The sequence below is a fragment of the Paraburkholderia nemoris genome, assembly GCF_905221015.1.
Classification (GTDB): Bacteria; Pseudomonadota; Gammaproteobacteria; order Burkholderiales; family Burkholderiaceae; genus Paraburkholderia; species Paraburkholderia nemoris.
The window spans coordinates 93,237-106,091 of record NZ_CAJNBO010000008.1 but is presented as its reverse complement, the minus strand read 5'-3'; the positions used below and the strand labels follow the sequence as shown (position 1 = coordinate 106,091).

Here is a 12,855-nt window from a genome sequence, read left to right as displayed (position 1 = left end):
CATGGATGAGCGATCCCACCGTAACAGTCGTTGTGATCGACGCCGACAAAGCCATCCGCCGTTTCATTCGGACAAGCCTCGAAGCGGCCGGCATGAGCGTCTTCGAGGCGCAGACCGGCGCACAAGGCCTGGCGCAGGCTGCGACGCGGCTGGCGGATCTCGTCATCATCGATCTGAGTTTGCCGGACATGGACGGCATCGAAGTGATCCGCGAGTTGCGCGGTTGGTCCGCGATGCCGGTGATCGTCCTGTCGGCGCGAAGCCGTGAAGAAGACAAGGTTGCGGCGCTAGATGCGGGTGCCGACGATTACCTCACCAAACCATTCGGCTTGCCCGAACTTGGCGCGCGGATCAGGGCGCATTTGCGCAGGCAGACCAACGGCGACAGGGTCGGCGTGCCTCAGGTTCAGTTCGGCCTCGTCACAATCGATCTCGGCGAGCGCAGGGTGGTACGCGGCAGTCGGATCGTCCATCTCAGCCCCACCGAATATCGCCTGCTCTCCGCACTGGTGCGCCATCCAGGCCGCGTATTGACGCACGAGCAACTGCTCGGCGAGGTGTGGGGACCCTTGCAGACCGACAACCACCACTACCTGCGCATCTACATGGGGCATCTGCGGCATAAGCTCGAGCGCGATCCGGCACATCCTGAACACATTGTCACCGAGGCCGGCGTGGGCTACCGGCTGGTCGGCGTGCGGTGATTTTCACAGGATTTTTATATCACCGGCGGCAATCGATTCTCGGCCTTTACGGTGTGCTCCGTATAGTTCGAGTCTGGCGTTTCGCCGCAAGGAAAATCTGGGTTTTGCTGGAGGGGGTGTATGGCATTCGAACAAACAAGGGGCAACGTGACCGTGGACGCTTGCGTGTTTTACGCACCGGGTTTTGATCTGCCATGACGCCTTCAAGACCCGCGATGATATTCAGGGGGATGTGCAAGGTTGTCGCCATCGCCTTCGTCACCAATCAGGTTCTCACGACTATTTTTACGTACGTCGCGCAGCAACTCGACGCCACGCTGCCTCATGAAACGATCTGGCTGTTCAGCTGCGTGACATGTGGGCTGCTGACGCTGTGGCTGCAGTCCGATGCACGGCGCGCGTTCGGCTTCGCGCGTGAGAAAGGTTTCGTGAAGACCGCCGGTGACAGGAAACAGGAACTGCAAATTGCCGAGGATTGTCCGAAGCGGTGGCTGGTGATTTTGCATATCGAGTTGAATCCGGCTGCGATACAGGCATCGTGAGGATGCTTTTTTTTCGCCGCGTAATTTGCGTGCGCGTGTGCTGCGAAACCAGCAGTTTTTTTACACGACATTAATGCCGCTTTCGCTAAGCTCAAAGTACACAGTACCCGCCAGGAGTTCTCGATGATACGAATGCTGATCCCTGTTCTCGACCACGGCGGCGCGATAGAAGCCGCGCGCTATGCGGCGTTCATGTTTCTGGAGCGCGGCATAACCGAAGTCGAATTGCTGGAAGTACTCGAGCCGGTCGATCAGGGGCGTGCTGCGGCCTTCCATACCCGAAGCTCACTGGTGCGGATGGAAAAACATGCGATGCTCAAAGCGCTGATCGATGCCCGCACCATTCTCGAAGAAGCGGGTGTGCCGTACCGCTGGAAGCGGGTATTCGGCCACCGCACGAAAGCCATCGCCGACTATGCGGCAACGACCCAGCCCGACGTCATGGTGATCGACGCGAGCCACATGGGCTTCTTTAGAAGACTGGCCACGTTGGCGTCGCTGTCAAGGCGCACGGTCACTCCGGTAACGATGGTTCACTGAAGTCATCCCACGTTCATCGGCAGCAGCACCATCTGTTTGCCATGCTGGTGCAGACGTGTCTGGATTTCCAGCGGTGTGTGATTGTGAAGCCAGCGCGTCAGAATATTCACCCGCTTGAAAATCAGTTTGCTGGCGAAGCACACGCTGTTCGGGAATTCCTCCATGGCGGTCCCGGTCAGTTCGACGAATTCTTCCACAGGATCGGTGCCGAAAGCGATCCTGTATTCGGCGGCCATTCCGTGCCGGCGGCACTGCGCCACATAGTATTCGAGCGCTGCCGAAATCGTTTGCCGCAAATGCTCAAGGTGCTCCGCACCTTCGTAGCTTTGCGCGTCCACTTCACCGACCGCGAGAAAAATCACATTCCTGAAGTGATCCGGGAACAATCGGTTCACCCATAGCAGCGCATGCATGCTGGCGCCGCGGTGTTTGCCGACGAGCAGAATAGCGGTCGGCAGGGATGGGTCCGGTTTGATCGCTGCCGCTGCTTCGCTGACCTCGGGTGGAGCGCCGGTAAAGAGGGCATCTTCCTTCGCAATGAGGGCGCGGGTTTCGCTGTAGTGCCGTTTGATGGCGAAGCACAGCGCCACCACGGCGCCGGTCACCAGGACCGTCAGCCAGCCACCCTCCGTGAACTTCTCGATCAGCGTGATCACCAGCACGGCGCTGGTGACCGATAGCCCCAATGCGGATAGCGCGAAGTGCGTCAGCCAGTTTTCGCCTTCATGGCGATGGCCCCACCAGTAAATGCACAGGCCCAGCAGGGAGAGGCTGAAAGTCAGGAACACGTTGATGCTGTACAGCACCACCAGGATCGACACGTCGCCGTGCGTCCAGACGAGGATGGCGAGGCTCGCGAGCCCCATCACGACGATGCCGTTCTGTCTGACCAGACGCGCGGACAGATCACGAAAGTGGCGCGGCACCCACGAATCCGACGCCATGTTCGACAGCACAGCCGGCCCATCCAGGAAGCCGGTTTGTGCGCCGACCAGTAGCAGACCGGCTTCGAAGGCCAGCACCGCGGCAAGCAACGCATGCCGTGCGAACGCCGAGCCCAGCCCGAGATGATCGATGACGCTGCCGAATACCACCGCGTTGAGCGTTTGACCTTCCACCGCCTGGGCATGCCACAACATGTACAGCAGAATGATGCCGCCGGCCGTGAATGCGAGCGACGTGGACATGTAGAACATCGTCGTCCTGCCGTTCGGCACGCGCGGTTCGGCCAGCATGTTGACGTTGTTCGATACGGCTTCGAGGCCCGTATACGTGCCGCCGCCTAACGAGAATGCGCGCATGAGCAAGGCCACCACGACGAGAGGGCCGACAGCGTGCGACATGCCACGCGCCTCGCCGATCGCGCCCGGCACAACGGCGGCCAGATGATCGCCGTGCACTGCTATGCCGTACACGATGAGGCCGAGATGCAGCACCACGAAGCCGAGGAAGATCGGTAGCAGCACCATGATCGATTCGCGCATGCCGCGAAAGTTGAGGCCCGTCATCAGGACGATGAGGATGAGTTCGGTGGCGAGCTTGAACGCCTGCGCGCTCACCGGCAGCAAGCTGAAGAAGGCATCGACGCCACTTGCAAGCGAGGTCGCAACGGTCAGGACGTAGTCGACCAGCAGCGCGGCGCCAGACACCAGCCCTGGATGCGGGCCCAGTAATGCGGTTGCAACACGATAACCGCCACCACCGGTGGGAAAAAGCTGGATGACCTGGTTATACCCGAGCGCGATGATGAAAACTGTCGCCGCGGTTGCCAGTGCGAGAAACACGGCGAGCGAGGTGTGCTGGCCGAGCGCAAGGAAGGCTTCTTCAGGCCCATAGCATGACGACGACAAGCCGTCGGCGCCAAGACCGACCCAGGCCAGCAGCGGCGTGACAGCGATCGCGTGGCGAGTCCGGGGATCGAGTGGATCCAGCGGCTTGCCGACTATCAGGCGCCAGAAGTTAGCGAAGACGGCCATGTCCCCTCCAGGCGCGCCCAGGCGTGCCGGTGTGACTGCTGTTGTCTACGGTTCGACGCCCGAATGGTTCGGGCGTAAGGAGAATGACAAGTTGCGACCGCGGCTGCGGTCATCGGCAATCGACAACGAAAATGTAGGGCAGTTTCGCGCGGTGTGCCAGTGGACTATACCCCGGGTAAATGTAGTCAGGATATCGAAAGGAAGGCAGGCGTAGTTTTATTCAAACGTGATTATTGCCCTGTATAGCCCACGGGTGCCGTGTACTTGCCCTGGATCGCATTGGCGTTCGCGAACACAACATAAATCGGCGACTCGGTCAGCGTGAGATTCGCGACGCCGTTCGTGTAGCTCACCGAGCTTACATTGCCCATCATGTCGATGACGCTTACGGTGCCGTTCGTGCCGGTCGAGTTCACGGTCAATGCATAGGGGGTGCTATAGGTCGAACTGTAGGTGCCCGATGACGTCGGCCAGTTCGAATTGTTGTGCGTCCAGAGCGCCGCGATCACCGCCCCCGAGTTGAGTTGCTGGAATGCATAGCCATACACCATCGAAGGAAGCCCGTTGAGACGCCCGAGCGTTTGCGTGCCGTCGAGGACACGCGTCAGCGCGGCGAACGCGAGCGCTTCTGGTTTGGGGCTCAGATTCGTCGCGCCATATTGCCCCTGCGGATCGGCGAGATCGAAGAACGTGCCGATGCCCACGTCAGCAGGATAGTCCGGGCCGTAGAAGAAGTAGGTGACCTGTGCACCTTCGCCGAGAATGATCAGATGTGCGCGCAATGCGACTGCGGCTTGCCCGTACAGCTGGTTGGCCGGCGGATAGCTCGCCCCATAAGCGGCGCCGGAGTCGTAGGTGATGCCGAGCTCGGTCATCCACAGGCGCATGTTCGGCTTGACCATCTGCATCTGCGAACGCAGCGACCTCATCTGCTGATCGAGGGCGTTCGCGACATTCGCGGGATTCGGATCGGTATCGTATTGTTCCGGGGGATGTCCCGCGAACGTGCCGGCGTTGTAGTAGCCGTGTGTCGTCACACCGTCGATGTAATTGCCGAGCCCTAGCGATGCGTAGGTGGCGAGATATCCCTGCGTACATTGCGTCGAGCAGTTGGCGGGAAAGACGTTGGTCGGGCCCATCACAACCGCGTTCGGATCAGTCGAATGCAGGCCTTTATAGACGGCCGCATACATTGCGACGAAATTGGCGGTCGAATCGACCCATTGGGGCTCCCATGTCACCTGGTAATAGTTGTATTGCTGATTGGGAAAATACTGCTGGCGGATCGCAGCGCTGTCGGTGCCCACGCGCGCCATGTAGTTCTGGTAGTAGGTTTCGTTGGACGGTGCGTTGGTGTCGTCCTGAAACGCGCCGGTCGGACTCGCCCACGCGGGAATGCCGTCCAGCCTGATGAGCCGCATGATCTTGCCGTTCGTGTAGAACGGATCGAGATCCGATAAGGAAGGCGTCCACGTATTCGCCGCATTGGGCTCCATTGCGGACAGCTCGCGGTCATCGATCGTTTGGGAGATGCCGAGCGCCGCGAGCATCGGGCCATTGTCGTTGAAGCCCTGCATGCCGAAGCGGTGCTGCTCCTGATGCGCGTAGCTGACTGCCGGTATCGTGCTGGACAGGTTCGGCAGGATGCCGAACGTGGCGATGCCGGTTGGGCGCGTGCCGAATTGCGGCAGCGTGCCGCCTGAGTGCGACAGCGTCGCCGTGATCGCGAAGTAACCCGCCGCACTGCTCTGGCACGACAGTGTGCTGGTTCGCGTGCCGCTCGCAACGGCAAACGAACCACTGCCCTTGATGTTGCCCAGTTGATCCTGCATCGACCAGACCACGGTGTCTGCCGATGTCGCCGCGGTGACGAACGATACCTGGAAGCTGCTGCCTTGATTGAAGAGGCGTGTGCCGTCGCTGCTTGGCGTGTCGGTGACGATCAGGCCGTTGGTGGTGCCTCCGGCTGCTGACGTCGGTGCTGCGCAGGCAATGGCGGATGCTGGTGTTGGCGTTGGCGTTGGCGTTGGCGTCGGCGTCGGTGTAGGTGTTGGTGTTGGTGTTGGTGTTGGTGTTGGTGTTGGTGTTGGTGTTGGTGTTGGTGTTGGTGTTGGTGTTGGTGTTGGTGTTGGTGTTGGTGTTGGTGTTGGTGTTGGTGTTGGCGTCGGCGTCGGCGTCGGCGTCGGTGTCGGTGTCGGTGTCGGTGTCGGCGTGGGCGTGGGCGTAGGCGTAGGTGTCGGCGTAGGCGTAGGTGTCGGCGTAGGCGTAGGTGTGGGCGCGGGCGCAGGTGTCTTCGGAATCCAGCAGAACTTCGAAACCCCGTATGCCGGGTCGGTACCAAAAGCCGTATTGCTGCAAGTCACGCCATTGGTGAAAACTTTGCTCACGTTATTGGCAGTCGTGCTCGCACCATAAAGCACGGTCATCTTGCCAGTGAACGAACAGCGCGCGTTTTCGACAGCACATTGCGTCCACGCACCAGAGGGACTCGGAGTCGGAGCAGGGGTGGGTGTTGGAGTAGGAGTAGGAGTAGGAGTAGGAGTCGGTGTGGGCGCAGAAGTGCTTTTGTACCAGCAGCTCTTCCCATACCCGAACGCGGGATCTGTACTCGACACCGCACCCGTCGAGCACTGCACCCCGCCCGTGAACGGGCCATTGATATCGTATTGAAGCGTAGGCGTCGTCGTGCCGTAGACGACGTTCGCCGTGCCGGTGAACGAACAGAATTGTCCCTCGGCCGCACAGTACGTGTACGTTGTTCCGCTGATCGTCAACGAGCTTTGCGCATGGGCAGCGCCAACCAGCATCCCGCCGACCGGCGCAAGCATCAGAAGCGCGCGTTTCATTTCGGACTCCGCGAATAGATGTCGTCAGAGATGCCCGCGCGTCAATTGAACGCGTCGGGGCAGTCCGATACGTGATCACTGCTGGGGAGCGAAGACAACGAGCTTTAGTTAAGTCGATTTGACGATCCAGAAACGGACAACAAAAAGCTCTTTCCAGCAAAATCGACTTACACTCACGTTTCAAACGTAGATTTTTCCTGATCAAGCGTTATTCGTATGAATAAAGCCGCTAGGGTAGACCCGTTTTTCTGAAGCGAAAGCGGCCACGCAAGTAGCTCTTACTTGCAGAAAACGTTCGTTTTGACACTGCTTCAAACTTCTCCCGTCCCGCTTGACACTGCTTGACTGTCCCTTTTGGGCGTCGTCCCGATAATTGCCACCGGCGCGGTCGGTTTGAGCGCAACGCCATCGCTGAACCCGCCACACACACGGTCTTTCAATACGACGCATTACTCATCAATGGGGATAACCATGAAATTCACGCGCTCAGGCGTTCTCGCTACGGCCATCGCTGCAGCAGCCGTCATGCCGGCCGTTTCGCACGCAGCCGACGGCACCATCACATTCAACGGCCAGATCACCAGCCAGACCTGCACGATCAGCGGTAACGGCGGCGGCAAGAACTTCACCGTTACGCTGCCGACTGTCTCGACCTCGGCGCTCGCCACTGCGGGCACGACCGCGGGCCGCACGCCGTTCAACATCGCACTGTCGAACTGCACGCCGAACTCGGGCAACGTGTCGACTTATTTCGAACCGGGCGCCACGGTCGATACGACCACGGGCCAACTGGTCAACGCTTCGGGCACGGCGACCAACGTCGAAATCGGCCTGCTCAATGGCGACAGCAGCGTGATCACGCTGGGTGCCGCGCAGGCCTCGCAGAACTCGAAGGCCGTCGCGCTGGCAAGCGGTGCGGCCACGCTCAAGTACTTCGCGCAATACGTGGCAACCAATGGCGCATCGACGGCAGGTACCGTCAATACGACCGTCATGTACTCGATCGTCTATCAGTAAAAGCACGACGCTACGGGGCGGTAGCCGGCGCCCGAGAGAGGCGCCGGCTGTCGAGGAGATCAGAGCGAACCACGGGTTCGCCATGCAATCAGGATAACGAAATGGCAATGCGAAAAAAATTATCAAAGGCGATGACGGTTTTCGCATTGTCATGGTTGGTGAGTAGCGCGCATGCGGGTGTCGTAATCAGCGGCACGCGCGTGATCTATCAGGCAAAAGAGCGTGAAGTAACTGTCAAGCTCAGTAACGAAGGTGACGCACCGGCGCTGGTTCAGGTGTGGCTCGACACGGGCAATCCGAACGCGATGCCGGACGAATCGAAGGTGCCGTTCACCTTGTCGCCGCCGCTTTTTCGCCTCGATCCGAAGAAAGGGCAGAGCCTGCGCCTGATCTACACGCAGGAACCGTTGCCGCAAGACAAGGAGTCCCTGTTCTGGCTCAACGTGCTTGAAGTGCCGCCGCGCGCGGCCGCGAGCACCACAACGGACGATCCAAATTCGCTGCAGCTGGCGTTCCGTTCGCGCATCAAGTTGTTCTTCCGTCCGGCGGGGCTGCCTGGCAATGCGGACGAAGCGGCCGCGAAAGTCAGCTGGAAATTCGTGCGCAAGGACAACGGCGCTTACGCACTCGAGGCGACCAATCCGACGCCCTATCACGTGACGTTCAGCAGGATCGTCGCGAGCGAGAGCACGACGAGCTGGACCAGCGACAAGGGCGGCATGGTCGACCCGGGCGCGAGCGCGGACTTCGAAATTGGCAACGTTGCGCCGCTCGCCGACGTGCCGGCGCAAGTCGACTACACGTTCATCAACGACTACGGCGCCGGTGTCACCGGCAAAACGCTGCGCGACGGGACTCGCAAGTAATCATGCGCACCCGGGAATATTCTTCGCGGCCGCGAGCCGGAAACTGGTTCGCGCTCCGGCGCAGCCATGCCGTGATGCTCGGCGCGCTGGCCGCCTGGGGCGCGACGCCTGCGTTCGCCGACTCCACGATGCTTGCCGACGTGCAGTTCAACAGCGAGTTTCTGATGAAGCCGAAAGGCCAAAGCGTCGACGTATCGCGTTTCGAGCGCGGCAATCCGGTGCAGCCCGGCGAGTACACCGTCGATCTCTACGTGAATGGAAACTGGGTCGGCCACGACACGCTGCGTTTCGTGGCCCGGGAAGGCACGGGGAACGCCGTGCCGTGTTTCAGCAAGGCGCTGATCGAGCGTCTCGGTCTGGACTTTTCGGCACTGTCGGACAAGGGCCGCGGCGAACTCGCGAAAGCCCAGGCGGGCGAGTGCGCGAACGTCGCCGATCTCGTCGACGGTGCGTCGCAATCCTTCGACCTGTCCGATCTGCGGCTCGATCTGAGCATCCCGCAGGCAGCGCTGCTGCGCAATCCGCAAGGCTATGTGAGCCCCGAGTTCTGGGACGAAGGCGTGACCTCGGCCACCTTGGGCTACAACCTGAATTCGTTTCGAGTGACGGGGTCGGGCTCCGAGAATACGCAGACCTATCTCGGCCTGAATAGCGGCGTCAATGTAGGCAGCTGGCACTTCCGCCAGAATTCGGCGCTGACGTGGCAATCGAACGGGCCGCGCACGTATCAGAACATCGCGACCTACGTGCAGCACGATCTGCCCTCGATCCGCAGCCAGTTGACGCTCGGTGACGCCTTTACCGACGGCGCCGTGTTCGACAGCATCGGCATTCGCGGTGCCGAGCTCGCGAGCGACGACCGCATGTTGCCGGACTCGCTGCGCGGCTATGCACCGCTGATTCGCGGCGTGGCGATGACCAATGCGCGCGTGAGCGTCACGCAGAACGGCAACAAGCTGTACGAGACAACGGTCGCACCGGGCGCATTCGAGATCAACGATCTGTACGCCACCGGCTACGGCGGCAACCTGCTCGTCACCGTCACGGAAGCCGATGGCAGTCAGCATAGTTTCTCGGTGCCCTATGCGTCCGTCGCGCAGTTGTTGCGTCCGGGCATCACGCGTTTCAATGTCGCCGCGGGACAGCTTCGCGATGCGCAGGTCAATCAGCACGACAACCTCCTTCAGGGGACAGTGCAGCACGGTTTCAACAACGTCATCACCGGCTACGCGGGGACGATCGTTGCGGACGGCTATCTCGCCGGGCTGCTCGGCGCGGCGGTCAACACGCCGTTGGGCGCGGTCGCGTTAGACGTCACCGAGGCGCGCGCCAACATTCGCGGTGTGACCAATACCACCGGCCAGAGCGTGCGAATCAGCTACAGCAAGCTGGTGCCGGCCACCAACACGAACTTCACTGTCGCCGCATATCGCTATTCGTCGAGCGGTTTCTGGGCATTGCGCGACGCCATGCTGGCGCGCAGCGCGGTTGCCGCGGGGCAGGATCCGAGCTCGGTGGATCGCCAGCGCAATCAGGTCCAACTGACGATGAACCAGAGCTTCGGCAATGGTTGGGGCAATGCCTATGTGGTCGGCTCGACGCTCGACTACTGGAATCGCAGCGGCACCACCACGCAATTCCAGGTCGGTTACAACAACGTGCTGCGCGCGCTCGGCACCAACTTCAGCTACAACGTGTCGCTGTCGCGGCAGCGCGACGGCCTGACCGGGCAGATGAACAACCAGATCTTCGCAAGCGTCTCGATTCCGCTCGGCACGGGTCAGCATGCGCCGACCCTGTCGACCAGCTTCACCCACAACAGCCAGAGCGGCTCGTCCGAGCAGGCGATGCTGAACGGCTCGGCCGGCGTGGACAACGAATTCACTTATGGCGTGACTGCAAACCATGCGCCGGGTTCGAGTGCCGGCGGCGTGAACGGCCAGTACCGCAGCCCGTACGCGACGCTGGCGGCGAGCGCAAGCGGCGGCTCCGGCTACTCGCAAGTGTCGGCGGGTGTGACCGGCGCGATCGTTGCGCATCCGGGTGGCGTGACCTTCGCCAACGACCTGGGCGACACAATCGGTGTGGTCGAGGCGAAAGACGCGAAGGGCGCCCGCATCACCAATTCGTCCGGCGTGCGCATCGACAACTTCGGCTACGCGGTGATCCCGTATCTGACGCCGTATAGCCTGAACACGGTCGAAATCGATCCGAAGGGAATCCCGCTCGACGTCGAATTCAAGTCGACCAGTCAGCAGGTCGCGCCACGTGCCAACTCGGTGGTGATGATTCACTTCGGCACGGTGACGGGCAGGGCGGCGGTGATCTCGGCTCGCTTGCCGAACGGCGCACCGTTGCCATTCGGTGCGACGGTGTACGACGCGAAGGGGCAGGGTGTCGGCGCGATTGGCCAGAACAGCCGGATCTTCGTGCGCGGCGTGGCCGATGAGGGTGCGCTCACGGTGAAGTGGGGCGATGCCGCCGATGAACAGTGTGCCTTCGGTTATCACTTGCCGCCGAAGGGCGAAGATCGCGGCGCTTACGCGCATATCGATGCAGTGTGCGGCGCGGCGGGCGGCGTGGCGAACCAGGCAGCGGCGGGCTCGTCCGCTGGAGGAAATACCCAATGAAGAAGTTTCTCCCATTCAGAGCCGCACGGAAATGCTTCGGCATCCTGATGCTAATCGCTGCGGGTTGTGCCGGCCTGACCGCCAGCATACCCGCCCACGCAGCACTGCAATGCACGATTACCGGGTCGGCCGCGATCAGCTTCGGCACGCTTACTGTGCCGCGCGACACGCCGGTCGGCACGGCAATTGGGCCGGTGCAGTCGTCGACCGTTTCCGTTAACTGCCCGTCGAATCCCGGTACGGTGCCGCCGTACAACAACGGTTGGTATATCCAGTACTACCCGCAACTGACGAGCAGCGCGGTGGCAGGCGTGTGGAACACCGGCATTGCGGGCATCGGCATCAAGGTCGTGGACGTGACCTACGGCAACTCGACTTTGTCCTCACTGGCAGTCGGCAAGTGGGGCGATTTCGGCGCACCGATCACGAACACGGCGGCGTTCCAGGGCAGCTTCACGTTCAGCTATCAACTGGTCAAAACGGCCGCACAGGTGACGACAGGTGGCGCGGTGAACATCCCGCAGTTGTTCACGCTGGTCAGCCACAATATTCCTGCGAATATAACGTCGCCGGCTCTCGTGACGATCTCGGTCAACAACACCTCGATCGTCGCGACCACGTGCACGGTGACCACGCCGTCGGTGAGCGTCACGCTGCCTACCGTCAATGCCAGTGCATTGAGCCCCGTCGGCACGACAGTCGGCAACACGAACCTCAGCATCGGGCTCTCGTGTCAGGCCGGCGCGAATGTCTACGTGACGCTGACCGACGCGACCACTCCCGGCAATACCACCAGCAATCTGACGCTGGCGAGCGGGTCGACTGCGACGGGTGTCGCGTTACGCGTGCTCAATAGCGGTGGAACGGCAGTCAGCTACGGACCGGATTCGGCGGTGGCGGGCAACCGGAACCAATGGCTGGTCGGTGCATCGTCGAGCACGACCCGCATCCCGCTGACCGCGCAGTACATCTCCACCGGCACGGTTGGGCCGGGCATCGTGAAGGGGCTCGCCACCTTCACGATGAGCTATCAGTGAGGCTTGAAGGTATGGCGCGTTGGCTCGCCAACAAGGTGCGGAATCTTTCTAGCCGCGCATGCCGAGGTCCGCAAAACCGACGGTCCTCGCCTCGCATGCTTGCGTAAAAGCCGTGTCGTAGCTCGAGAAAAAGACCGTGCGGGTTTCGGCCAGCGTTTTAAACAGATCGACCAACACCCCGCGCGCCGAGGCGTCGAGTCCGCCCACCGGTTCATCCGCGATCACGACTTTGGTCTCGCCGAGTACCGCCCCGGTCAGGAAGAATTTCTTGCGCGTGCCAAACGACATCTGCTCGAAGCGTTTGTCGAGATGCGGCTCGAGTCCGAAGCGCTGGGCAAGCTCAAGCGCGTGGCTGCCGACCGTTGTCTTTCTCTCCAACGCCACACGCGCCAGATAGTCACGACCGGTCTGCTCCGGATACGTCATGCAGTCTTCAGGCACGTACGTGAGCGTGGATTTCGCCTCGCGCGGCGCGGTGCGCAGCGAATGCCCGCCGAGCCACACCTCGCCGGCGTCGGGCTCGATCGTGCCGGCGAGAATGCCCAGCAACGTCGACTTGCCGCTGCCGGATTCATCGTTGAGCGCCACGCATCCTGCAGCCGTGTCGTAATGCAGCCCCTGAAAGATAATGCGTTCGCTATAGCGTTTGCTGAGGTTCTCGAATCGAAGCATGACGTGCGGAGTGGGTCAGCCGAAG

General features: G+C 61.3%; 11 protein-coding genes. 8 read left to right on the top strand and 3 right to left on the bottom strand.

Annotated features, from left to right (window positions below; genetic code table 11):
• The first annotated feature begins 5 nt into the window (after nt 1–5).
• From KHO33_RS14305 to KHO33_RS14295, 3 genes are all read left to right on the top strand, one after another.
• A complete protein-coding gene (locus tag KHO33_RS14305; RefSeq protein WP_054038397.1) occupies nt 6–704 on the top strand; it encodes a response regulator in 699 nt (232 codons plus the stop codon).
• A 194-nt stretch (nt 705–898) separates the two neighbouring features.
• Nucleotides 899–1,246 carry a hypothetical protein gene (locus KHO33_RS14300; protein ID WP_200564835.1) on the top strand — a complete coding sequence of 116 codons (348 nt, stop codon included), beginning with the start codon at nt 899–901 and terminating at the stop codon, nt 1,244–1,246.
• A gap of 123 nt (nt 1,247–1,369) precedes the next feature.
• A complete protein-coding gene (locus KHO33_RS14295) occupies nt 1,370–1,786 on the top strand; it encodes a universal stress protein (RefSeq protein ID WP_054038403.1) in 417 nt (138 codons plus the stop codon).
• A 2-nt stretch (nt 1,787–1,788) separates the two neighbouring features.
• Here KHO33_RS14295 and KHO33_RS14290 read toward each other — a convergent pair whose 3' ends face one another.
• Nucleotides 1,789–3,762 carry an APC family permease gene (locus tag KHO33_RS14290; RefSeq protein ID WP_200564834.1) on the bottom strand — a complete coding sequence of 658 codons (1,974 nt, stop codon included), beginning with the start codon at nt 3,760–3,762 and terminating at the stop codon, nt 1,789–1,791.
• Between the two features lie 230 nt (nt 3,763–3,992).
• A complete protein-coding gene (locus tag KHO33_RS14285; protein WP_200564833.1) occupies nt 3,993–5,594 on the bottom strand; it encodes a hypothetical protein in 1,602 nt (533 codons plus the stop codon).
• Between the two features lie 79 nt (nt 5,595–5,673).
• On the opposite strand from KHO33_RS14285, the gene KHO33_RS14280 reads away from it, so the two are divergent.
• From KHO33_RS14280 to KHO33_RS14260, 5 genes are all read left to right on the top strand, one after another.
• Entirely contained in the window at nt 5,674–6,177 is a 504-nt protein-coding gene (locus KHO33_RS14280; protein WP_200564832.1) for a hypothetical protein, read from the top strand.
• Nucleotides 6,178–7,079: 902 nt separating this feature from the next.
• Nucleotides 7,080–7,625: a fimbrial protein gene (locus KHO33_RS14275; protein WP_054042590.1), complete on the top strand. Its 546-nt coding sequence runs from the start codon at nt 7,080–7,082 to the stop codon at nt 7,623–7,625.
• A gap of 107 nt (nt 7,626–7,732) precedes the next feature.
• Nucleotides 7,733–8,491, top strand: coding sequence for a fimbrial biogenesis chaperone (locus tag KHO33_RS14270; protein ID WP_234480535.1), 759 nt, complete (start codon nt 7,733–7,735; stop codon nt 8,489–8,491).
• A 2-nt stretch (nt 8,492–8,493) separates the two neighbouring features.
• Nucleotides 8,494–11,121: a fimbria/pilus outer membrane usher protein gene (locus KHO33_RS14265; RefSeq protein ID WP_200564830.1), complete on the top strand. Its 2,628-nt coding sequence runs from the start codon at nt 8,494–8,496 to the stop codon at nt 11,119–11,121.
• Nucleotides 11,118–12,158, top strand: coding sequence for a fimbrial protein (locus tag KHO33_RS14260; RefSeq protein WP_128576840.1), 1,041 nt, complete (start codon nt 11,118–11,120; stop codon nt 12,156–12,158). Before KHO33_RS14265 ends, KHO33_RS14260 begins: the two co-directional genes overlap by 4 nt.
• 48 nt (nt 12,159–12,206) lie before the next feature.
• On the opposite strand, the gene KHO33_RS14255 is transcribed toward KHO33_RS14260, so the two are convergent.
• Nucleotides 12,207–12,830, bottom strand: coding sequence for an ABC transporter ATP-binding protein (locus tag KHO33_RS14255; RefSeq protein WP_054042594.1), 624 nt, complete (start codon nt 12,828–12,830; stop codon nt 12,207–12,209).
• Nucleotides 12,831–12,855 lie beyond the last annotated feature (25 nt).